The following is a 22,673-nucleotide window of genomic DNA, read 5'->3' on the forward strand; positions in this document are numbered from 1 at the left end:
TTCTAGACGAAACGAATGAGGTGGGATATTTGGATATTCAAGAAACCATTGCAGCAGTGACAGGAGGAGCTTCAGGTCTGGGAGCGGCGGCGGTAAGGAACATCGTTAAAAAAGGTGGAAGAGCGATCATCCTTGATCTCTCGGAGGCAAATGGAATAAAAATGGAAAAGGAATTGGGGAATTCAGTCTTGTATGTCAAAACCGATGTAACCAGTGAGGAAAGTGTGAGCAGAGCCTTGGAAAGAGGCATTGAAAAATTCGGGAGCATTAATACGGTCATTAATTGTGCTGGTGTTGCAATAGCACGGAAGGTTATCGGCCGGGAAGGTGCACATGAATTGGAAGCGTTCTCAAAAGTGGTGACTATCAATTTGGTCGGTACATTTAATGTTATCCGTCTTGCTTCCCTAAAAATGATCGAAAATGAACCGAACCAAGAAGGAGAGCGCGGGGTGATCATCAATACTGCCTCGGTAGCTGCCTTTGAAGGGCAAATAGGACAAGCCGCCTATAGTGCCTCCAAGGGAGGAGTGGTTGGAATGACCCTGCCGATTGCCAGGGAGCTTGCCACAAAGGGGATCCGTGTCGTAACGATAGCACCTGGCTTGTTCCATACACCAATGTTCGACTCATTGCCTGAAGAAGCGAGGATGTCCCTGGGGAAAACCGTGCCATTTCCTTCGCGGCTCGGATATCCAGAAGAGTATGCGAAACTTACGGAAAGCATCATCACCAATCCGATGCTCAATGGAGAAACGATCAGGCTGGACGGGGCCATCCGGATGTCACCTAAGTAAGTGTTCATCTGTATAGGATGATTACTTATTAATGTTGAAAAAGAGCCTTCTTCTATATGGAAGGGGGAAACCATAAAGCATGCAAAGGGGAAAAAGCAGATGAAGCATCCATATTTGAATGAAGAGCATGATATTTTCCGAAAGTCATTCCGGAGGTTTTTAGAAAAAGAAGCGGTTCCAAACTATGAACGCTGGGAGGAAGAACGAATCATTCCCCGGTCATTTTGGATGAAAATGGGGGAGCAGGGCTTTTTATGTCCGGACCTAGAAGAAGTGTATGGAGGTTCCGGGGTGGATTGGGGCTTTGCGGTCATAATTAACGAAGAGCTAGAAAGGGTAGGTTCTGGTTTTATAGGTTTCGGGCTTCACAGTGACATTACAGTTCCGTATATTACTGCCTTCGGAAATGAATGGCAGAAACAGCGCTGGCTTCCTAAATGTACAACAGGGGAAATCATTACGGCGATCGCCATGACGGAGCCTGGAACAGGTTCTGATTTGGCCAATATTAAAACGACGGCAATTTTGGATGGAGATCATTACATATTGAATGGTCAAAAGACATTCATCACCAATGGCATTCATTCGGATTTGGTTATCGTGGCCTGCAAAACGGATCCCGATGCGGTTCCGAAACACAAAGGTGTAAGCTTGGTAGTGGTTGAAAGGGATACACCAGGTTTTTCAAGAGGAAGAAAACTGAAGAAGCTTGGTTTGCACAGTCAGGATACAGCTGAACTTATTTTTGAGGATTGCCGTGTACCAAAAGAAAATCTGCTTGGTGATGAAGGCAAGGGGTTTACATATTTAATGGAAAAATTGCAGCAGGAACGCCTTGTCGTAGCAATTTGTGCCCAAACGGCATCGGAGGATATGCTTGACGATACGATTGAATATGTAAAAAGCAGGGAAGCCTTCGGAAAATCCGTAAGTCAATTTCAAAATACCCAATTTAAGATCGCCGAAATGGCAACGGAAATTAAAATGGGCCGTGCTTTCCTCGACCAATTGATCTCCAATCATATGGCGGGGGAACAGGTCGTCACAGAGGTGTCGATGGCAAAATGGCGCTTGACGGAGACAGCCAGAAAAATATCCAGTGAATGCATGCAGCTCCACGGCGGCTATGGATATATGGAGGAATACAAAATTGCGAGAAGGTATCGGGATATTCCAGTGGCTAGCATTTATGCGGGAACGAATGAAATCATGAAGAAAATCATCGCTAAAAATCTTGGTCTTTAATAAAAACAGGATGTGAAGGGGAGAGAGTATATGCGAGAAGTGGTTATCGTGGAAGGAATCCGCACTCCAGTCGGCAGGCGGAACGGTGTCTTGAAAGACATTCGCCCGGACGATCTGGCAGGGGAAGTATTAAAGAAGCTAATTGAAAAGGCGGATATAGACCCTACCCTCGTAGATGACGTCATTTTAGGATGCGTTTCACAGTCTAGTGAGCAGGCCGGCGATATAGCCCGGGTAGCTGCATTGATTGCCGGTTATCCGGTTGAGGTGCCAGGAACGACCATTGATCGTCAATGCGGCTCAAGTCAACAGGCCGTCCATTTCGCTTCCCAGGCCATCTTGTCGGGAGATATGGATGTAGTCGTCGCGGGCGGCGTCGAAAACATGTCCCGAGTCCCTATGGGATCGAATTACCAAGGGGCGATAACGAGTCAAAAGTATTTAGACGGCTACGAGGTGATCAACCAAGGTATATCTGCTGAGAGGATCGCAAAGAAGTGGGGGATTACACGGGAGGAATGCGATCAGTTTTCCGTTGAGAGCCATAGCAAGGCGATACGTGCCCAAAAAGAAGGATATTTCGAACGGGAAATCATCTCCGTTATCGGGACAGACAAAGAAGGTAATCATCTGGAGGTTACGGAAGATCAAGGTCCAAGGAGTGGAACCAACCTGGAGGTACTCTCAGGCCTGAAGCCGGTTTTTCAAGAAAATGGATTGATTCACGCTGGCAACTCAAGTCAAATCAGTGACGGTGCTGCTGCTTTATTATTGATGGAGCGCAGCAAAGCCGTAGAACTAGGGTTGAAACCCCGTTTCAAGGTGCATACAAGGGTCGTCGTCGGTTCAGATCCGACGCTGATGCTGACCGGACCGATTCCCGCTACGCAAAAAGCATTGGAAAAAGCGGGGCTATCCATCGATGATATCGATATTTTTGAAGTGAATGAGGCTTTTGCTCCTGTACCGATTGCCTGGCTTAAAGAAACCGGGGCAGATCCGAAGAAGCTGAATCCTAATGGCGGGGCAATTGCCTTAGGACATCCTCTTGGGGGCAGTGGTGCGCGAATCATGGTATCCATGATCCATGAGCTGGAAAGGATAGGCGGACGCTATGGCTTGCAAACAATGTGTGAGGGACATGGGATGGCCAACGCCACCATCATTGAAAGATTGGATTGAAATGAAGTCTGCGGTAACATTGGTCATTTGCACGAAAGGCAAGCTGAAAAGAGATACAGCCGACTATCGCCAGAGTGGTAAGAGCTTGTTCTGTTGAGGGGTGGCTTAATTGAGGAGGAAATGATATGTCAATAACGATTAAAAATATCTTTGATCAGACCGTTCAAGAATTCCCCATTAAAGAGGCTATCTACGATGTGAGAAGAAATATCCGCTACACGTATATCCAATGGAATGACCAGGTTAATCGATTGGCGGCTGCCCTTCAGGCGGAAGGCGTTCGAAAGGGCGACAGAGTCTCTACATACCTATACAACAATGAAGAGCTTGCCACTGCCTTCTTTGCCTGTGCAAAAATCGGCGCAATCTTTAATCCAATCAACTTCCGCCTCATGCCTGAAGAAGTGTCCTTCATTCTAAATGATGCAGCACCAAAGGTCGTTTTATTCGAACGTGAATTGGAATCAGCCATTACGGCCATTGAAAAGCGATTCCCGGAAACTGGTTTCTGGTACATTGATGATGATGTGCCAGGTTATGCGAAAGGTTACCGCCAAAAATTGGCGAGCGTCCTCTCTCAGCCGGCTGAAGTGGAGGTTCATGAGGATGATGTTTATGCCATCATGTATACGAGTGGGACGACAGGGCGTCCGAAAGGGGTCATTCACCTTCATAAAGATATGGTCAAACAAGCAGCCATTTTAAGAGAGGCCCTGAATTATGATCGTTCTGATATCGGTTTGATCACTGCACCGATGTTTCATTGTGCCGAACTGCATTGCTGTTTTTTACCTCGCGTCCAGGTTGGGGCCATGAATGTCATCCTCCACCAGTTCAATCCGAAAAAGGTGATGGAGCTAGTTGAGTCAGAGGGAATCACCAAGTTATTCGCTGTGCCTACGATGTGGAACATGCTCATTCAGGAAAACTTGGACGAGTATAAATTCCAAAGCTTGAAGCTGGGACTATATGGAGCGGCGCCAATGGCTCCATCGCTTGTACGTGCTTGTCAGGAAGAACTAGGCATCCAGTTCATCCAAGCATATGGAATGACTGAAATGGGGCCAGCCATCACACTCTTGCTGGAAGATGATCAAGTAAGGAAGGCGGGATCTGCCGGCAAGGCATGTCCGGAACATGATATCATTATTGTCCGCCCGAATGATGACGGGCCATCGGAGCCAGAAGACATACTGGAGCCAGGGGAAACAGGGGAAATCCTTGTGAAGGGTCCGTGTATCATGAAAGGCTATTTTCAAAAGGATGCAGAGACGGAAAGGGCACTTTATAAAGGCTGGTACCATTCCGGTGATATTGGTTACCTGGATGAAGATGGATATTTGTGGGTCAAGGACCGAGTGGACGACATGATCATTTCCGGAGGTGAAAACGTGTACCCACGGGAAGTGGAAGACACACTTCATGGGCATCCACTTGTATTCGACTGTGCGGTAATTGGTCAACCACATGAAAAATGGGGAGAAACGGTAACGGCGTTCGTGGTCGCTAAAGGCTCTGGGTTAGCCGAACTCGATTTGGAAAACTGGTGTAAGAATAGCGATGCACTAGCTAACTACAAACGACCAAGGAGATATATTTTCTGTGAAGAGTTGCCGCGAAATGCAAGTGGGAAAATACAAAAATTCCTCCTTCGTAAACGGCTCGAAGAAATCGCTCATGACAAGAGGTAGTGAAATTCAATACTGCATACTTTACCGATTTCCCATAAGATAAGGCAAATCAAGGGGACATTCGAAGTGTGGATAGCATTGGGGAATACTAATCTTGTCGATGTATGCAAGGTAAGAAAAAAGTTATCCACATTTAAAATGCTGACAACTCAGAGGAATATTGCCTTTATCCACATAATCCACAGAGTTATCCATAAATAACATTATTTTCATGTTAACTAAGCGAGTCAAAATGCCTACTGTTTATCAGTATTTTCTGAATATATCCACAATATCAACAGTGATGTGGATAAACGGTGTGGATAAAAAACATAGGGGCACAGAAGCAGCCCCTTGTTATTTTATTTATTAGCGATTATGAGCTCGACGATCGGCTGCGTTTGCCCGAGCTTGTGCCTCGATGTCTTCCTGGTCAGCCAGTTCCGAAGAATATTCAACGTCAAGTCCGTCACTCTTCAGGTTTTTAGGAACTTGTGGCAATTTTTGTTTATTTTTATCTCGATTATGATGTATGTTAATGCGTCCCATATTAACGCCCCCTCAAAAAATAAGCTGGAGATGATATTAGAAATTCATCATCTCCAGCTTATTTTGTGTAGAACAATTAATCAAAATGTACGGGAAAATACCCCAAAGTTAACGGCGCGATCTTTTCTCGTTAAAGCCGCCAGCACGATCTGCATTTTTAAATTCCCGTGCATAAAGAATGGCTTGGGTGCTCGTTAAATTACTTTTTTCTTTTTCATTTTTTTTGGACAAGTAAGATCAGCTCCATTTCACCTTAATATCCCTATTTTTTCCTAAAAAGCGGCTTTCATACGTGAGATTCTTTTTTTAAGCTAGCTTGTAAAGCCTCTTTAAGGGATGGAAAGGTAAACGTGAATCCTTGTTCAATCAGTTTTGCGGGAAGGACGTTTTGTCCTTCAAGCACTAAAATGCTCCTTTCACCGAGCACGGATTTCAGGATGAATGGAGGTACAGGAAACCAATGGGGACGGTGCATGACAGCTCCTATCGTTTTACCGAATGCATCCATTTGGACGGGGGCAGGTGCCGTGAAATTGATGGGTCCCTCCATACGCTGTTCATTGATGCAAAAGGATATTGCCCGGACCACATCTTGAACATGAATCCAGGAAAGCCACTGATTTCCCTTGCCAATCTTTCCTCCGCCGAAAAATTTATAGGGCAATACCATCATGGGCAATGCACCTCCGCTTTCGCCCAGAATCACTCCAAATCTTGTAAGGACGAGCCTGTTGCTGTATGGCCGTGATTTAGCTGCTTCCTTTTCCCATAGTTTAACAGTCCTCGCCAGGAAATCATCACCAACCGATTCAGATGTCTCGGTAAAGGTATCTTTATCAGAAATCCCATAATATCCTATCGCACTGGCGTTGATGATGACAGATATCTTATTGGGCAGTGAAGAAAGGATTCTGTTCATCTCCTTGCAAGCATCAACCCTGCTTTCGACAATCCTCCGTTTTCGTTCAGGAGTCCAACGCCCGTCATTTAAAGATTCACCTGCAAGGTTTATAAAAGCATCAAGCCCCGCCAAGTGGTCCTCGGGCTTTGCGTTTTTGGTCAACCAGCGGATATATTGGAGCTTTGGCTGTTTTTTGTATTTTTCTGGATGGCGGGTCAATATATATAAATCGTGATTTTCTTTAAGTAATTCATCAATAAGGGCTGTGCCGACAAAACCGCTTCCACCAGCAATGGCTATTTTCATTAAAACCACTTCCTTTCCCTGTCTTCCCTTCACTTTACCATGCCAATGTTCTTTTTTCATTTTTAGACATGCTTTTATAGAAATGGGGCAAATAAAGGGGTAAAGTAGGTGTTGGGGGTGAGGTTTATGCCAAATATAACAAAGATAACAACCCAAAAAAAACGTAAAGACCGTTATAACATATTCGTTGATGAAAAATATGCCTTCAGCGTGGACGAAGAAGTTTTACTTAAATATCAGTTGAAAAAGGGTACGGAACTGGATGACCTCCTGCTAGCTGAAATACAATTCCATGATGAAATCCAAAAGGCATTTACAGATGCCCTTCATTATTTATCATACCGGATGAGATCGGAATCGGAAATTCGCCTTTATTTGAAAAAGAAGGAAACGGAAGAGCCGATTATCAAAGAAGCGATATATAAGCTGTATAGCTTTAACTATTTGGACGACCTTGAATTTGCCAAGGCCTATGTACGGACACATGTGAATGGCGGCAATAAGGGCCCGACTACCTTAAAGCTTGAGCTAAAGGAAAAAGGAATAAAAGAAAAATTGGTTCTCGAAGCCATGAAGGAATACCCATTAGATTTGCAAATAGAGCATGCAAGAAATCTTGCAGGAAAATCAATAAAAAAGGAAAAGAACATTTCGGAGCGGGCATTAAGGCAAAAGGTTGAACAGACCTTATTAAGAAAAGGTTTCCCCAGAGACGTCATCCTTGAAGCGCTTGAAGATGTGACAGTGGAAAAGGATGAAGATGAACAATGGAGTTCCCTTTGCCATCATGCGCAAAAATTGGAGCGTCGTTATGGAAATCTTGAACGCTTTGAATATGAGCAGAAAATGAAGCAGGCTTTATACCGAAAAGGTTATCCAATCGAATTAATAGATCGGTTTCTTTCCAATTCCGACTTTGATTAAGTACAGCATTAGCCAAAATACGAAATTTTGTTTAATATAGAGGTAAATGACTATTTCATTAAGGAGCACTATATATGAGTGACGTAAGATACAGCAAGTTGTCGGCCTATGAACTACAGCAGGAAATTGCAGCATTGACTGAAAAGGCAAGAAAGGCTGAGCAGTTGGGGATGGTTAATGAATATTCTGTATTGGAACGTAAAGTGACGATGGCCAGGGCTTATTTGCTGAATCCCGATGATTTCAAAAAAGGGGAAATCTATCAGATTGATGGTGATCCAGGTGTCTATTTCAAAATTGATTATATGAATGGGGTATTCGCCTGGGGTTACCGCCTAGGTGGTAGTGGGAAGGAAGAAGCACTCCCGATCTCGATGCTGAAATAAAAGGAAACCGGGAATGATCCCGATTCCTTTTGAAATCACTTTTAATTCGTTCGCTCGTTCGAAGCTTTCATTCGTTCCTGAGGGTGTGTATTTATGCTACCATCTGCACGTTTTGAAGCATATCTTGCCTGGGCACGGGGTTCACCGTGAAATTTATTATTGGTTTGGTTCGGAAATCCTTTTTGTTTATTTCGCAAGTTGTTTTCCTCCAAGCATCAGTTTAAAGAAAGAAGCGTTTCCGCTTACCACTATTATGGGTAATGGACCATATAGTTGATTCTGTAAAAATATTGGCAATGAGGTGTTTCTAATGAATGATTACCATGAAAGATTAACCAAGATACTGCTTGAGAAAAATGACCACATCACGTATGAGCAAGCTTTGACTTGGGTGGAATTATTATGGGAGGATTTCGAAGCGACCTATGCAAAAGCTGGACATGAATATGCCGGGGAAGAAATGACGTTACGTGTCGTAAGAACCTGGATTGATAATTACGGTGAGCAATTCCACGAATTCATTGCAAAAAATCCCAAATATCAACATTTACTAAATCATCAGAATCGGCTGCATTAAAAAAAGCTGATTCCAGGGGTTCTACTCCTGGGATCAGCCTTTTTTCACTGTGCATGGTTCGCAGCTATAAAATGATATTCAATTTCTTTTGCAGCTTTGCTTCGCTAAAGATCCAACCGGTATACGAATTCAAGATATTCAAATCGCTGTCTAGATGAACGACTGCCACAAACGGGTAATATCCATTGCTTCGGTACCTTAGATCAATGAAACGAACTTCATAATATTCTTTTATCTGTTCGATTTCAAAGCGGTAAACCGGAGAAAAGGACAGAAAGGCTGCAAGGTTGATATCTTTTTTAGCGGCCTCAAGAATTTCACTTTCAGGCAATGGCACCCGATCGAATGTATCCAGTATGGTCACATATCCATTATCGGCTCTTGCCACATAATAATTCTTTTCGGTAATCACTGCAATTTTCCAACGGTGAAAACGCATCGTCGGTGATAAAAGGATTTTTCTCGCTCCAGGGATTTGCTGCTTAACGGCCCTTTTAATAAAAGCCTGTTCCCTGAATCGAGAGACATAATAGATGACGAGTATCCCGTAAATGACGAGGAATAAATAGCCTGGGGGAAATCCATAGCCCCACAGTATCAGACCTGCAACGTGGATTCCGAAAATGAATGGATCGAATGTATTGATGACTCCCAAAGCTACCCATTTTGACGAAATCGGCCTAAGGGCCTGTGTCCCATATGCATTGAATATGTCCACGAATACATGAAGGAATACGGCTAAAAAGGTCCAAAGCCAAAGGTGAAGGTAATTGGCTTCAGGTATAATGGCGAAAAGCGCACCGCTGATAATCAATGGCCAAAGTAAAACAGCGGGAATGGAATGCGTGATTCCACGGTGATTACGTATATATACAGCGTTATTTCTTAATTTTAAAACGGTATCGATATCCGGTGCTTGCGATCCCAATATCGTACCTGCTATGACTGCACTTGCAGTGATTGGCTCCTGTGCAATGACAGGATCTAATGTGGCAAGACCTCCAAGAGCAATTCCCATGACAAAGTGAGTACCTGTATCCAAAAATTCAACCTCCCTGCCACAATTTGAAAAAAAATGATCTTCTTTCATCATACCGTATTTATATATTAACCATCAAATGAATATAATTTTGACTTATTTTTATGAGCCTTTACAATTAAATGGATATGAACATGATATTAAAAAAAGAATGCCTACTATAGGTATTCCCAATTTTAATGAGAGTGTAACATCTTTGGAGGAACTGATTTGAAAGAAATAATGATCCCGACAATAGAAAAAATAAATATAGAAGGTTTTCAACGAGATTTAGTTTCCTGGTTCCAGCAAGAACAGCGGGAATTGCCATGGAGGAAAAATAAGGATCCATACCGCGTATGGGTTTCGGAAATCATGCTTCAGCAAACGAGGGTGGATACGGTGATTCCTTATTTCAACCGGTTTATGGAGTGGTTCCCCACACTAGAGGATTTTGCCGATGCCGATGAAGAGAAGATATTGAAGGCGTGGGAAGGGCTTGGATATTATTCGCGTGTAAGGAATCTGCAAAGTGCCGTCCAGGAAGTGAGGGCCTCTTATAATGGAATCGTGCCGGAGAATCCAGAGGAGATATCCAAACTGAAAGGCGTCGGCCCGTATACGGCCGGGGCGATTCTGAGCATTGCTTATGGTAAGCCGGAACCGGCTGTCGATGGTAACGTCATGCGCGTTTTATCCCGTATCCTAATGATATATGAAGACATCGCAAAGCCGAAGACGAGAAAAACATTTGAAGCGGCCGTCAGAAAGCTGATTGATCATGATCATACCTCTTCGTTTAATCAAGCCTTGATGGAGCTTGGCGCATTAATCTGCACGCCTGGCAAGCCTGCATGCCTGCTCTGCCCCGTTCAAAGTCATTGCCTTGCATTCGAATCTGGTGTCCAGTCAGAACTGCCGGTAAAGATCCAAAAGAAAAAATCGCGCGATGTCCCCATTGTGGCAGCCATCTTAACGAATGCAAATGGTGAATTTCTCATACACAAACGACAATCAGCTGGGCTACTCGCAAATCTTTGGGAGTATCCTAACTTCGAGAACCATGCACCCCTTCAGCCCAAGCGGGAGTTTTACAAGGATCGTTTTCAAGAGATATATGGGGTCACACCGGAAATTACGGAACCACTTGTTCGAATAGAACATGTTTTTTCACATCTTGTTTGGAAAGTGGATGCGTATATCGGAGAAATCAAGGAAATGATCGATGAAAACATCTTAAGGGAAAACCAGCTCAAATGGGTGAGTGAGGCTGAGATGGCTGAATTTGCATTTCCAGTCTCCCATCAAAAGATGATGAAGGCCTATAAAGAAAAAATAGAATAAAGACGTTTTTCCCCAACCAATCAATGATATTGTATATAATGGTAATATAAGGATGTAAGGGAGGCTGGATCATGAAAAACGTTATTCAAGTTTTCGCCGTTTCATTCATCATTCATGCTATATATTTTTGCAGTATGATGGTCATTGGATTGTCAAAAACAAGTCAATATAAACCAGACGTCGTTAATGCATGGAATCATGCTGGAGCGCTGCAGAATGAAGTAACATTCGGTCCGGCGGTGTCTCCGCCCGTTTATGCGTTAACATTCTTAGGCACTGGTTTGGTTTTCTCAACCGTGATTTGGTATTTTTAAAAGGATATCTAAAAAAAGAGGATATCGGCAAGGATATCCCCTTTTCTTTAACATCAATCGTAAATCGTTTTCGTTCCATGGGTATAGTCGGCTTCCTGTCTAGTGAGGCCGCCCCTATTTTCAATTTCTTTGACGATTTCGCTATGGACACTCTGTCCTTCTTGGTTTAAATAAGGTACCATTTGTTGTAGGGAATGATGAAAATAGGCAAGCTCACTATTTTCCCATTCCGATTTTTTCATCATCGACAACTCTGTCATATCACGTCCAACATACATAACAGTAACACTCCTTTTAAAATGATTTTTATAATTCGGTGTTTACTCAGAAGGGAAGAATGAACGAATGGAACAAAAAGTAGCACTCGTTACAGGCAGCAGTAAAGGCTTAGGAAGAAGTACGGCAATAAAACTTGCAGAGGAAGGTTACGACCTCGTTATTAATTATGCCCGAAGCAAGTCGAAAGCATTAGAAGTGGCAGCGGAAATTGAAGCACTGGGGCGTAAAGCTCTTGTAGTAAAGGCGAATGTAGGCGACGTGGCAAAGGTGAAAAGCATGTTCGAGGAAATCGATGCGTATTATGGACGCTTGGATATCTTCATTAATAATGCAGCCTCCGGAGTGCAGCGCCCATTGATGGAGCTTGAAGAATCACATTGGGATTGGACGATGGACATCAATACGAAAGCTCTTCTTTTCTGTGCCCAGGAAGCGGCAAAATTGATGGAAAGAAACGGGGGCGGGAAAATTGTCAGCATCAGTTCTCTTGGCTCGATCCGCTATTTGAAGAATTATACGGCTGTGGGTGTTTCCAAAGCGGCGCTTGAAGCATTAACAAGATATTTAGCGGTCGAACTGGCAGCGAAGAACATTTGTGTCAATGCCATATCGGGGGGTGTGATCGATACGGATGCGCTGAAGTCCTTCCCGAATCGCGAAGAACTGCTTGCAGAGGCAGCAGAACAAACTCCGGCAGGCAGGATGGTGGAAGTGGAAGATATGGTGAGCACCATCCTGTTCTTAATTTCCGATGGAGCAAGCATGATCCGTGGACAAACCGTAATCGTTGATGGAGGCATTTCTTTGCTCGTGTAAGGAAACTGGAAAAATTTAAATGTTTTTAGCTGGATAACACTCGGTGATGATGGATATCTTATTATCGTGGAGGTGATATCAATGGCTAAAAACAAAACGCAATCAGGTACTGACATCCAGCATGTGAAGAAACAAAACGGACAAACTCAGCAAGGACAAGGCCAATACGGTACTGAATTTGCTTCTGAAACCAACGTTCAAGAAGTGAAAAAACAAAACCAAGCGTCTCAACAAGGTCAAGGTCAATACGGCACTGAGTTTGCTTCTGAAACTAACGTTCAAGAAGTGAAAAAACAAAACGCAAAATCCCAAAGCAATAAAAGCCAAGGCTAATTGCTGATACAAAGATGAAGCATCCTTCTTTTGAAGGATGCTTCATTTTTAGGTCAAAAAACAAAAGGTATGAGGATCCCGCATAGGAATGCAGATCCAATGGAGACTCTGCATTTGCCAAAGCACAGAGGATGGATCACCTGCAAAGGGATGACGCGTATAAGTGAACTTATTTAAGCCTGAGGCATCCTTCTTTTGTAGGATGCTTTTCTTTTTTCTCCATTTGTTTCGACAAATGTTTCTTCGTGTTTACAATTTATGTCAAAGGAGATGCTTGAGTGAAAATCGAATATACATACTATAGGAAAAAACAGATTAGGAAGGTGCATTCATGGAGGAATTTAACCGGCTTATAAATAACCAGTTGAAAACGATGGATAAGCTTTTACTTTTACAATCCGAAATCGAGAAATGCCAAGATATAGAGAAGCAGCTCCTAGCCCTGCAAGAAGAAAGTGAAGCAATTACCATTCAAGAAGAAATTCAACTGAAGAAGCAGGAATTGAAAAGTATTCATGATCGCTTCGAGAGACAAACGGAAGAAGTCATCCTTTATTTTCAGCAGCAACAGGAGGCTATTCGATGAATAAATGGCTAATTTCTTAGTGATAATGGGTGGATGGTCAGATTTTTTTGACTTTTTTACACATTTCCACCTTGAGATTAGCCACTTTTGTTTTAAATTTAAGAATAAATCGCTATAATATAGGAATATAGGGTAAATGGAAAAAAGTATATATTTTCAATAAACACGACGACTGCATACGGAATAGGGCACAGTACGCTGATAGGGTGTCTACAGAAAGTAGGGAGAGATAAATGGGGATTGTTCCTGCCGAAGGAGGAAAAATCCAAATCCATAGCTATAAACATAATGGACATATCCATCGTATCTGGGAAGAAACAACCGTATTAAAAGGGACCCAAAATCTGATGATAGCCGCGAATGACCGTACTATGGTGACGGAATCAGATGGTAGGACCTGGATTACGCGTGAGCCGGCGATTTGCTATTTTCATTCAAAGTATTGGTTTAATGTTATCGGAATGTTGAGAGAGGACGGGGTTTATTATTATTGCAACATCAGTTCACCGTTCACATACGATTCAGGAGCATTGAAATACATTGATTATGACCTGGACATTAAAGTATTCCCAGATATGACGTTTAATTTGCTGGATGAGGATGAATATGAAAGGCATCGGAAAGAAATGAATTACCCGGATGCCATCGATTCAATATTAAAAATGAACGTAGACTATTTAATTTATATGATACGCCAGCGAAAGGGACCATTCTCCGCAGAGTTCATCGATAGTTGGTACGAACGCTTCTTGACCTATCGATGATAGTAAAGGCCTGCTGCTTGATGAGCAGGCTTTTTCTAGTGTGTACGGTACCGTCGTTCCAAGATTTTCTTTAATCAATTTGAAAGGTATGAAAAATATGAAATCCATTTGATAGTTCACCTTCGAAAAGGAAAATATAATAGAACATGACTGGTCTTTTTTCATGTGCATTCATGGGCGAATGGACCGTAAGAAATGGAGGGATTCAGTGGGGAGCATCAAGAGATATTTACATTTTGTCAAGCCATATAAATGGCAAATAATCGGGACGGTACTAATCGGTCTGTTAAAATTCGCGATTCCGTTGCTGCTTCCACTGCTCAGTAAATATATCGTGGATGACATCATCGGAAATGGCGACTTGTCAAAGGCAGTGAAATCAGAACGCCTTTTATGGGCTATGGGCATCATGTTATTCATTTTTGTTGCGATAAGACCGCCGATCGAGTATTATCGCCAGTATTTCGCACAATGGACAGGAACGAAAATTCTATATGACATCCGAAATGATTTATTTACCCATATACAGAAGCTAAGCTTCAAATATTATTCGAACACAAGAGTGGGAGAGGTCATCTCGAGGATGATCACGGATGTGGAACAAACAAAGAACTTTGTCATCACGGGGTTGATGAACCTTTGGCTTGATATAGCCACCATTATCATCGTAATAGCCATCATGTTCAAGATGGACGTGAAGTTGACGATTGTATCGATCATCATGCTTCCCTTCTATGCATTCTCGATCAAGCATTTCTTCGGCAAGCTCAGAACTTATACAAGGGTCCGCTCCCAAGCGTTAGCGGATGTACAGAGTCACCTTCATGAAAGGGTTTCTGGGATGTCTGTCATTAAAAGCTTTGCAATAGAAGATCGGGAACAAGAACTATTTGCACAACAGAACAAGAATTTTTTGGATAAGGCCCTGAAGCATACAAGCTGGAATGCTAAATCCTTTGCTGTCGTCAATACAATTACGGATATTGCTCCGTTGCTCGTAATAGGGTTTGCAGGTTATCAGGTCATTCATGATCAACTATCATTGGGGACGATGGTTGCGTTCGTCGGCTTCATAGACAGGCTTTATAATCCTCTTAGACGATTGGTCAATTCTTCGACGACCATGACCCAAACTTTGGCGTCGATGGACAGGGTGTTTGAGTTCATCGATGAGAAGTATGATATCGATGATGAGCCGGGAGCGAAAGAGCTGAAACATGTAAATGGCCATATTACATTCGAGGATGTTTCGTTTGCGTATGACGAGAGTGAGGCACCTGTATTAAAGCATATAAATTTGGATGTGTTGCCTGGAGAAACCATTGCATTGGTCGGCATGAGCGGCGGGGGGAAATCCTCGATCGTCAGCTTGATTTCCCGTTTCTATGATGTGACGGAGGGAAGGGTATTATTGGATGGATCCGATATCCGGAACTATAAAGTCCGCAGCCTAAGAGATAAAATCGGCATGGTTCTGCAGGATAATATCTTATTTAGTGAATCGGTCAAGGCCAATATCCTGATGGGCAGGCCCGATGCAAGTGATGAGGAAGTTGTTGAAGCGGCAAAAGCTGCGAATGCCCATGACTTTATCATCGGTCTTAAAGAGGGGTACGAAACGAAGGTAGGGGAGCGGGGCGTGAAATTATCCGGTGGGCAAAAGCAGCGGGTTGCCATCGCGAGAGTCTTTTTGAAAAATCCGCCTATCCTCGTTCTGGACGAAGCCACATCCGCCTTGGACTTAGAGAGTGAACATTATATCCAGGAGGCGCTGGACATTTTGGCCAATAACCGGACCACCATCATCGTGGCTCACCGCTTATCCACGATCACCCATGCCGATCGCATCGTTCATATTGACAATGGAGAAATCACCGAAATTGGAACACACGAAGAACTTATGAAAAAGCAAGGGCATTATTACGGTCTATTTCAAGTGCAACAATTGGATTCCTGAAAAAGGGATTTAACAGGTTCGCCGCTTGTAGACAAAAAGGTTTCGGAAGTCGCATTCCGAAACCTTTTTTTAAATTTATTTTTGCATTGCTTACTGCAGGCAGTGAAATTTCATCTTTGTCTAAGTGAAGTGCTAATGGTAATCAAGCATGTTTTCAGTTTGAGACCATTAAGTGAACTAAAATCCAGTGCCCATCATGGAATTCTATTTTCATGCAGCGCCTTTTTTCTGCCAGGAAGAAATTGTGGAAGATGCTTTATTCCCTCGGGCAGGGCAATGCCGAAAATGATTAAGCACATCCCGAACCATTGCAGCGATGTAACTTGTTCATTCAAGAAGATGACGGAAACGACCATAGCCGAAGGCAGTTCCGCGGCACAAAGTATCGTTCCAAGACCGACTCCCACTTTCGGTAAGCTTACTGAAAAGAAGAAGAAGGGAACAAGGACACCTAATGTGCCAAGCAATAGACCATAGTACCATAAGTTCGTTTGGACAAGGTTCGTAACTAGCGTAACAGGGTTGGTCGTGAATACCGCAGTCAACATTGCACCTGTTGCGATGAAAAACAACCGTTTCATCGAGGATTCCCCAACTGCGAATTGGGAGTTGCAAAACATATAAAGCGCAAAAAGAAGCGCAGATAACAGTCCGAACGATACACCCTTCAAGCTTAATGCTGAAAGAGGCTGCCCAAAAATGGCCCCTGCCAATAATGTGCCGATGAACAGGACGAATATGGCGATGAGTTTATTTTTATCCGGGCGTCTTTTATTTAGGAAGCTTTCAATGAGGACACCTATCCACGTGAATTGAAATAAAAAGACAACGGCAATCGAAGCTGGAAGCTCTGAAACGGAAACGGCGTATGCCTTTCCGACGAAAGTGGACATCATGCCTGTAATCATAAGTAATCCGACGCTTTTCCAAGGCACTTTATATTTAAAAGAAAAAAGGAATAACACGGAAATGATCAGCCATCCTAACAGATATTGACTGCCGACCAGTTCACCAGAAGAATGGCCATCCATGAAACCAAACTTCATCATGGTCGATAATGTACCATATGAAATCGAACCTATTAACACCATTATGGAATACTTCAAAAGTTGCATGTTTTTCACCCCTATAAAAATAAAAATCGCCACCTGCCAAATAGGCAAGTGACGAACGAAAAAAGGAAGTCCTTTTAAAATTCCGTCTCTCAGCAAAAGCCGAGTTTAAAAAAATGTTTGTGTTGCATAGCCTAAGCTTAAGGTCTTTGTGAATAATTGTCAACCAGAAAAATAAGTAAAGGCTGTATGATATTCAGCAGGGAAATGGGGGTGAACAAGGAGGTAGCAATCGCTTTCAACATTGATGAAAAAAAACTCCCCTTAGACAAACATGTCTTTGGGGAGTGGGGGGTCAGTCGTCCTTTTGTTGGAAATTCTTCAACTTACCCCGGTATTCCGAGTCCTTCATCTTGTGAGAGTCAGGTTTATTTTTTTCTTCTGTTAGGTCATCGTTTGGTGTTTGCTTGTGTAGCTTCGAAAGCGCCGAACGGTAATCCTGGTCTTTCATTTTTAATTCATCGTTTACTGCGGGCACGATGATTTCGGTATCAAGCTCATCATCCGAAGGTAATCCCGATTCGGTTGATGGATCAGCATCCTTAACAACCGGCTTCTCTTCTGGTGATAATGCTTTGATATTGAAGGTGATCAAGCCCGTAATCGCTAAAATCGCAACGATGATGATAATAAGAATTAAGCCCATTGAATCAAGCCTCCTAGAGCTCGTTTGTGAATGAACGGGTGACATGGGCTACCCGTTTTCCCAATGCTTCCCCAAGTAGCAAGTCATTTTTGGAGATGTTATCGTCCTTGCCGGGCGGGCAGCTTATCCCGACACCATAGTAAGAACCATATAAGGCGTTTTCAGGAACGGTGCCGGGCAAGCCGACAATGATCATTCCTTGATGAAGCATTGGAGTGATAAGATTGAGCATGGTAGCCTCTAACCCTCCGTGAACGGTTGCCGTCGTGCAGAATACCGCACCCACTTTATTGATGAGCGTCCCTTCTGCCCATAAATATCCAAGTTTGTCAATCCAAGCCTTCAAACTCGAACTGATGGTTCCGAAATGGCCAGGGCAGCCCCAAATGATGGCATCCATATCCTGAAGCTTATAAACATCCGCCTCGTTTACATGGTCAATGAGAACCTCGGCTCCAGGAACCGCAGCGGCTCCCTGAGCTATTGATTCGGCAAGTGCTTTTGTATGGTTGCCTTCACTGTCGTACACAACATAGATTTTCATTCTTATCCCTCCATATGATTAAACCGATTTTTTCACTGGTGAAGGCAGTAAAGGTACATCCAATTTTTCTTCTTTGGCTTGTTGGATTACTTTATCCTTACGGACATCACGTAAAAACAGTGAGAGTACGATTCCGACAACCGCGAAGCCTGTTGCCCAAAAGAATGCATCATTGATACCCATTACATTAGCTTGCCCCTGGATTTGGGTAGAAATCAATGACATTGCTGTTTCCCTTGCTTGCTCGCTCGTTTGATTCATGGTGCTCATGATGGATTGGACGATCGCTTGGAAATTCTGAACAAAACCGGGATCACTCGTACTCATATCCATTCCTAAGGAAGTTCCATGGAAAGTAGCGCGATTGGTATAGATGGTCGTGACAAAGCTGGTACCGATGGCCCCGGTCACTTGTTTAAGCGTATTGCTCATCGCCGTTCCATGGGTATTCAAGTACTTCGGCAGCTGATTCATCCCGGCTGTCATGATCGGCATCATCAGCATGGACATTCCAAGGGCACGAATGGCGTAGATGATGACCAAGGTCGAATACGTGGTCTCCGTAGTCAATTTAGCGAATTCATAGGTTGTGACCGCGGTTATCGCTAACCCAATCAATGCTAGTGGACGTGGCCCCACTTTGTCGAATAGCGCTCCAGAAATGGGTGACATCACCATCATTACAAGGGCTCCCGGCAGCATCAACAGTCCGGATTGAACAGGTGTAAATCCTCTTAACGTCTGTAAATAAATAGGCAATAAGAAAATGCCTGTAAACATGGCAACTGTAACGATGGCCGAAATGATATTCGATAATACGAACATGTCATATTTAAATACACGGAAGTCGAGCATTGGTGTATCCGATTTTAGCTGTTGAACCACAAATAGGGTCAGCAGGATGAGTCCGATGATGATCGTTCCGAGAACGAGGGAATCCGTCCAGCCTTTGGAACCTGCTTCACTGACACCGTATAAGAGTGAGGCGACACCGATCAAGGATAGTGATGCACCCAATAAGTCCAATTTGATCTTCTTGGGCTCCGCAACATTCCGCATACTTAAGAAGGCTAGAATCATGATGATCATGCCTAATGGGACCATTGCGTAGAACATGACCCGCCAGCTATATTCCTGTATGACCCAACCTGATAAAGTCGGTCCGATGGCAGGGGCAAACATGATGGCCAACCCGAAGATTCCCATCCCTTTTCCGCGCATTTCCGGCGGGAAGATAAAAAGGATGATCGTCATGACCAATGGCTGCAGGATTCCTCCGCCGGCAGCCTGAATCAACCGGCCTGTGAGGATGACTGGGAAATTTGGCGCTATGCCGCAGATAAGGGTTCCGACCGTAAATAGAAACATGGCAGCCAAAAATAGAATTCGCGTGCCGAATCGTTCTATCAGGAAGGCGGACAGTGGGATCAATGCCCCGTTCACAAGCATGAAACCAGTTGATAACCACTGAATCGTCGTCGCAGCTACATTGAATTCGGCCATCATCCTCGGCATGGCGACACTAAGCAGGGTTTGGTTCAAAATGACCATGAACAAACCCAGCATTAAGATAATTAACATCGGGGCAAACTGTTTCATGCCCTTGTTTTCGTTTATTGAGATTGTTTGAGAAGCCATTTAAGGAAAGCCTCCTTTCTATATAACTGTGTAGCCAATTAATTTGTTGAGATTTTCACTTCTGCATTCATACCAGGCAGAACTTTATCGGATGGTGCTTTAATGGAAATTTTAACTGGTACCTTTTGCGTGACTTTCGTATAGTTTCCGCTGCTGTTTTGGTTGCCCATCACGGAAAAGACGGAAGTTGTAGCATAACCGATTTGTTCCAATGTACCTTCGAAGACAGTACCGGAATCGCCATCGATGATGATATCGACACTGTCACCTTTTTCAATATCTTTCAATTTGTTTTCTTCAATATTGGCTGTGATGGATAAATCATCCATATCAATGGTTTGAGCCAGTGTTTGACCTGCTTGGACTAGCTGTTCATCATGTACCTGAGTTTTAACGACAGTACCTTGTGCGGCTGTTTTTACCGTTTCTTTTCCTTCTGCACTGGTTACGTTCGCCACTTTAGCATTTTTGCTGACACTGTCACCTTCTTCTAAGTCCCAATCCGCTAGTTTACCGGCAGCAGGTGCAACGATCGTATATAAATCTCCTGTCACTTTTGCTTCATCCGTTTTAATGAAATTCGTGCTTTCATAATAGTAATAAGCCCCACCGGCTACAACCGCTAATATAATAACCAAACCAATGACATTGATTAAAACTAAACGTCCTCTATTCACTTGTTTCGCCTCCAAAAAATATTGTTGATTGATACATATAACTTAAATAGCTTCGCTTGACCTGATTTATCTAATACCTGCCTCCTATATAACATGTTTATTATTAATTTTAATAAATATTAATTTTTATAAGTATTAACATTAATAAGTAAAGAGTTTACCAGTTTAATTAATTTTTGTCATGTATTTTATTCCGAAAAATAGTGGGAAATAAATACAAATTTTTGGGATTAATTTAAAATTTTTAAAGTTTTAAGGATATATGGGAAGGAAGGTTGACAATGTAATGGCGTTTAATTAAATTTAAGAGGTAGGATTGTCCTATATAAGGAGTGAGAAGGCTGGATTTTAAATGGGAAGTAACGAATAGTATAGAAATGCAGATTTTTCGGATTAGGAAGAAACTTCGTGCCATCGTGGCGAAAAACCTTCAGCCTTATGGATTAACGTCGCCTCAATTTTTCATATTATTGATATTAAAAAAAGAGGGATCGATTAAATCGACAGATCTGGCTGACTTCTTGACCGTAAAGCCAAGTGCGATCACCGTATTTGTAGATAAGCTGGTCGAAATGGATTATGTGAAGCGCCAGCCCTCTGAAAAGGACCGCAGGGTCATTAACCTTGAATTGAAAGAGGCGGGAAAAGAGATTTTGGGAAAAGTGCTTGCGGAGCATAACCGTTCGATAGGGAAGAACTTCAATTCATTCACGGAAGAAGAACTGCAGGATCTTATGGGTAAATTGGAAACGATTGAAAAGGCGGCAGATCAAAACCTTTTGGATGATTGAACGTACAGGCATCCTCAAAATAGAGACAAAAAAAGACGGTTCCGAGGAGAACCGTCTTTTTTTAATCTTCTTCATATTGAACAGAAATTTCGTTTTCTTCCTTATGGAAGGACTGAAAGCTGACAATCAGCTTTTCAAGATGCTCCAATTGTTCGTCATATTCGATGACGGAAGAAATCAATGGAACAAGGCGGGCAGAAAGGTGGCCAAGATCATCATGCATTTCATCCACATGATTTTGCTGTTCGAAAAAGTGGGCTAGCAGTTCTTTCCGACTTAAACAATCCTGGTCCCAATCCTCAATCTCCCCGATTGATTTGATTTTTTCAATATGCAATAAAATCAACTGCTCATGCTTCCGGATCAAGGAATCGAGCTGGTGTAGGATACTCCGCTGGAAACCTTCAGGCATTTGATAGATCTCATTCTCGAATTTATGGATTCGCTTCAAGGTTTCAAACGCTTTTTTCGTTGTAATGATCATCTGCCGGTAAATGACAAGCTTCCTAGCTTTAGCTAAACTGTTCTTCTTGAAATATTCCCGTTCCTCTTTGTACATGGAATAGATATGTTCCAAATCGAGCAATTCCGCTTTCAGGCGGCTGATGTCTTTCTTCAATAAAGTGTGTTCTGTAGCATGCCTTGTGCTGATCCTGATCCATTTCAAGATATCTTCCGTCACATCGGTAATCCGTGTATACAGCTTTGCTTCATACTTGGGAGGAATGAATACGAGATTCACGACAAAAGATGAAACGATACCAAGCAAAACGGAGGAGAGACGTATAAAGGCAAAATTCAGGAATTCCCCGTCCTGGCTTTCCATGATGGCAATGACCGTCACGATGGACAGGACAATCGTTTTATCCATTTTCAATTTTAAATTGATGGTTATGACAACCATGACGGCAAGGCCGATTATAAAAATATCATTTCCGAACAGCAAAACGAAGGAGACAGCAACCAACGCACCAATGATATTTCCTTGTATTTGCTCCAGCACCGTTTGGTATGAACGGTAAATGGTCGGCTGTATGGCAAAAATTGCAGCAATCCCAGAAAGGACAGGAGCAGGCAGGTTAAGCAGTTCCGAAAGATAAAGCGCTAAAACGATTGCTATTCCTGTTTTGAGAATGCGGGCACCAAACTTCATATATAGGATAATCCTTTCTTTGTAATTTATATGGCACTAATTATATATAGGCTTTTGCTTAAAGTTGTATTCTACCTTATTTGTTAGTACTTTACACTAAAATGATGGGATGTAAACAAAAAGTAATCCTCAAATTATCCTTACAAATACAAGAGGCAAATTCC

27 protein-coding genes are annotated in these 22,673 nt (G+C 42.9%); 15 read left to right on the top strand and 12 right to left on the bottom strand.

Translation table 11 applies throughout. From position 1 onward, the window contains the following. The first annotated feature begins 29 nt into the window (after positions 1 to 29). The 4 genes from ABE28_RS03565 (at position 30) to ABE28_RS03580 (ending at position 4,915) form a co-directional block, all read left to right on the top strand. On the top strand, positions 30 to 797 hold the full coding sequence (locus tag ABE28_RS03565; protein WP_064463808.1) for a 3-hydroxyacyl-CoA dehydrogenase: 768 nt from the start codon (positions 30 to 32) through the stop codon (positions 795 to 797). A 99-nt stretch (positions 798 to 896) separates the two neighbouring features. Beyond that, the gene (locus ABE28_RS03570; protein WP_064463807.1) at positions 897 to 2,042 is read left to right on the top strand and encodes an acyl-CoA dehydrogenase family protein; all 1,146 of its coding nucleotides are present in this window, start codon (positions 897 to 899) and stop codon (positions 2,040 to 2,042) included. A 30-nt stretch (positions 2,043 to 2,072) separates the two neighbouring features. Then, on the top strand, positions 2,073 to 3,224 hold the full coding sequence (locus ABE28_RS03575; protein ID WP_064463805.1) for a thiolase family protein: 1,152 nt from the start codon (positions 2,073 to 2,075) through the stop codon (positions 3,222 to 3,224). Between the two features lie 125 nt (positions 3,225 to 3,349). Further along, complete coding sequence (locus ABE28_RS03580; RefSeq protein ID WP_064463803.1) at positions 3,350 to 4,915, top strand: fatty acid--CoA ligase; 1,566 nt, start codon at positions 3,350 to 3,352, stop codon at positions 4,913 to 4,915. Between the two features lie 348 nt (positions 4,916 to 5,263). Here ABE28_RS03580 and ABE28_RS03585 read toward each other — a convergent pair whose 3' ends face one another. From ABE28_RS03585 to ABE28_RS03595, 3 genes are all read right to left on the bottom strand, one after another. Continuing rightward, positions 5,264 to 5,443 carry a YfhD family protein gene (locus ABE28_RS03585; RefSeq protein WP_064463800.1) on the bottom strand — a complete coding sequence of 60 codons (180 nt, stop codon included), beginning with the start codon at positions 5,441 to 5,443 and terminating at the stop codon, positions 5,264 to 5,266. Positions 5,444 to 5,551: 108 nt separating this feature from the next. Further along, on the bottom strand, positions 5,552 to 5,674 hold the full coding sequence (locus tag ABE28_RS03590; protein WP_064505151.1) for a YfhE family protein: 123 nt from the start codon (positions 5,672 to 5,674) through the stop codon (positions 5,552 to 5,554). A 55-nt stretch (positions 5,675 to 5,729) separates the two neighbouring features. After that, positions 5,730 to 6,650 carry a TIGR01777 family oxidoreductase gene (locus ABE28_RS03595; protein WP_064464202.1) on the bottom strand — a complete coding sequence of 307 codons (921 nt, stop codon included), beginning with the start codon at positions 6,648 to 6,650 and terminating at the stop codon, positions 5,730 to 5,732. A 126-nt stretch (positions 6,651 to 6,776) separates the two neighbouring features. On the opposite strand from ABE28_RS03595, the gene recX reads away from it, so the two are divergent. Continuing rightward, positions 6,777 to 7,574, top strand: a complete 798-nt coding sequence (gene recX / locus ABE28_RS03600) for a recombination regulator RecX (RefSeq protein ID WP_064463798.1) — start codon at positions 6,777 to 6,779, stop codon at positions 7,572 to 7,574. A 74-nt stretch (positions 7,575 to 7,648) separates the two neighbouring features. Continuing rightward, entirely contained in the window at positions 7,649 to 7,960 is a 312-nt protein-coding gene (locus tag ABE28_RS03605; protein WP_064463796.1) for a YfhH family protein, read from the top strand. Between the two features lie 41 nt (positions 7,961 to 8,001). Here ABE28_RS03605 and ABE28_RS24315 read toward each other — a convergent pair whose 3' ends face one another. After that, the gene (locus ABE28_RS24315) at positions 8,002 to 8,157 is read right to left on the bottom strand and encodes a small, acid-soluble spore protein K (RefSeq protein ID WP_064463794.1); all 156 of its coding nucleotides are present in this window, start codon (positions 8,155 to 8,157) and stop codon (positions 8,002 to 8,004) included. Positions 8,158 to 8,270: 113 nt separating this feature from the next. Between ABE28_RS24315 and ABE28_RS03615 the strand changes: the two genes are divergently transcribed. Beyond that, positions 8,271 to 8,537: a YfhJ family protein gene (locus ABE28_RS03615; protein WP_064463792.1), complete on the top strand. Its 267-nt coding sequence runs from the start codon at positions 8,271 to 8,273 to the stop codon at positions 8,535 to 8,537. 64 nt (positions 8,538 to 8,601) lie between these two features. On the opposite strand, the gene ABE28_RS03620 is transcribed toward ABE28_RS03615, so the two are convergent. Further along, on the bottom strand, positions 8,602 to 9,579 hold the full coding sequence (locus ABE28_RS03620) for a metal-dependent hydrolase (protein ID WP_064463790.1): 978 nt from the start codon (positions 9,577 to 9,579) through the stop codon (positions 8,602 to 8,604). 207 nt (positions 9,580 to 9,786) lie between these two features. On the opposite strand from ABE28_RS03620, the gene mutY reads away from it, so the two are divergent. Both mutY and ABE28_RS03630 read left to right on the top strand, forming a co-directional pair. Beyond that, on the top strand, positions 9,787 to 10,899 hold the full coding sequence (gene mutY, locus ABE28_RS03625) for an A/G-specific adenine glycosylase (protein WP_064463788.1): 1,113 nt from the start codon (positions 9,787 to 9,789) through the stop codon (positions 10,897 to 10,899). Positions 10,900 to 10,970: 71 nt separating this feature from the next. Then, a complete protein-coding gene (locus ABE28_RS03630; protein WP_064463785.1) occupies positions 10,971 to 11,213 on the top strand; it encodes a hypothetical protein in 243 nt (80 codons plus the stop codon). A 53-nt stretch (positions 11,214 to 11,266) separates the two neighbouring features. On the opposite strand, the gene ABE28_RS03635 is transcribed toward ABE28_RS03630, so the two are convergent. After that, positions 11,267 to 11,491: a hypothetical protein gene (locus ABE28_RS03635; RefSeq protein WP_064463783.1), complete on the bottom strand. Its 225-nt coding sequence runs from the start codon at positions 11,489 to 11,491 to the stop codon at positions 11,267 to 11,269. A 67-nt stretch (positions 11,492 to 11,558) separates the two neighbouring features. Between ABE28_RS03635 and fabL the strand changes: the two genes are divergently transcribed. The 5 genes from fabL to ABE28_RS03660 all read left to right on the top strand — a co-directional run bounded on the left by fabL (position 11,559) and on the right by ABE28_RS03660 (position 15,948). After that, on the top strand, positions 11,559 to 12,308 hold the full coding sequence (gene fabL / locus ABE28_RS03640) for an enoyl-[acyl-carrier-protein] reductase FabL (RefSeq protein WP_064463781.1): 750 nt from the start codon (positions 11,559 to 11,561) through the stop codon (positions 12,306 to 12,308). 81 nt (positions 12,309 to 12,389) lie between these two features. Beyond that, a complete protein-coding gene (locus ABE28_RS03645) occupies positions 12,390 to 12,641 on the top strand; it encodes a gamma-type small acid-soluble spore protein (RefSeq protein WP_064463779.1) in 252 nt (83 codons plus the stop codon). Between the two features lie 331 nt (positions 12,642 to 12,972). Next, a complete protein-coding gene (locus ABE28_RS03650) occupies positions 12,973 to 13,227 on the top strand; it encodes a YgaB family protein (RefSeq protein WP_064463777.1) in 255 nt (84 codons plus the stop codon). A 233-nt stretch (positions 13,228 to 13,460) separates the two neighbouring features. Further along, a complete protein-coding gene (ntdP, locus tag ABE28_RS03655) occupies positions 13,461 to 13,991 on the top strand; it encodes a nucleoside tri-diphosphate phosphatase (RefSeq protein ID WP_064463776.1) in 531 nt (176 codons plus the stop codon). Between the two features lie 208 nt (positions 13,992 to 14,199). After that, positions 14,200 to 15,948: an ABC transporter ATP-binding protein gene (locus ABE28_RS03660; protein ID WP_064463774.1), complete on the top strand. Its 1,749-nt coding sequence runs from the start codon at positions 14,200 to 14,202 to the stop codon at positions 15,946 to 15,948. A gap of 194 nt (positions 15,949 to 16,142) precedes the next feature. On the opposite strand, the gene ABE28_RS03665 is transcribed toward ABE28_RS03660, so the two are convergent. From ABE28_RS03665 to ABE28_RS03685, 5 genes are all read right to left on the bottom strand, one after another. Continuing rightward, positions 16,143 to 17,063 (bottom strand): EamA family transporter, encoded by a 921-nt coding sequence (locus tag ABE28_RS03665; RefSeq protein WP_064463772.1) that lies wholly within the window; start codon positions 17,061 to 17,063, stop codon positions 16,143 to 16,145. 292 nt (positions 17,064 to 17,355) lie between these two features. Beyond that, on the bottom strand, positions 17,356 to 17,706 hold the full coding sequence (locus ABE28_RS03670) for a hypothetical protein (RefSeq protein ID WP_064463770.1): 351 nt from the start codon (positions 17,704 to 17,706) through the stop codon (positions 17,356 to 17,358). A gap of 13 nt (positions 17,707 to 17,719) precedes the next feature. Continuing rightward, positions 17,720 to 18,250: an NAD(P)H-dependent oxidoreductase gene (locus ABE28_RS03675; protein ID WP_064463768.1), complete on the bottom strand. Its 531-nt coding sequence runs from the start codon at positions 18,248 to 18,250 to the stop codon at positions 17,720 to 17,722. An 18-nt stretch (positions 18,251 to 18,268) separates the two neighbouring features. Continuing rightward, positions 18,269 to 19,873, bottom strand: coding sequence for a DHA2 family efflux MFS transporter permease subunit (locus ABE28_RS03680; RefSeq protein ID WP_373921331.1), 1,605 nt, complete (start codon positions 19,871 to 19,873; stop codon positions 18,269 to 18,271). A 53-nt stretch (positions 19,874 to 19,926) separates the two neighbouring features. Next, the gene (locus ABE28_RS03685) at positions 19,927 to 20,565 is read right to left on the bottom strand and encodes a biotin/lipoyl-containing protein (RefSeq protein WP_064463764.1); all 639 of its coding nucleotides are present in this window, start codon (positions 20,563 to 20,565) and stop codon (positions 19,927 to 19,929) included. Between the two features lie 332 nt (positions 20,566 to 20,897). Here ABE28_RS03685 and ABE28_RS03690 point away from each other — a divergent pair, with 332 nt between their 5' ends. Beyond that, positions 20,898 to 21,356, top strand: a complete 459-nt coding sequence (locus tag ABE28_RS03690; protein WP_083231926.1) for a MarR family winged helix-turn-helix transcriptional regulator — start codon at positions 20,898 to 20,900, stop codon at positions 21,354 to 21,356. Between the two features lie 61 nt (positions 21,357 to 21,417). Here the strand turns inward: ABE28_RS03690 and ABE28_RS03695 are convergent, their stop codons facing one another. Continuing rightward, positions 21,418 to 22,509 (bottom strand): FUSC family protein, encoded by a 1,092-nt coding sequence (locus tag ABE28_RS03695; protein WP_064463762.1) that lies wholly within the window; start codon positions 22,507 to 22,509, stop codon positions 21,418 to 21,420. Between the last annotated feature and the right edge of the window lie 164 nt (positions 22,510 to 22,673).

The sequence above is a fragment of the Peribacillus muralis genome (assembly GCF_001645685.2).
In the GTDB taxonomy this organism is placed as follows: Bacteria; Bacillota; Bacilli; order Bacillales; family DSM-1321; genus Peribacillus; species Peribacillus muralis_A.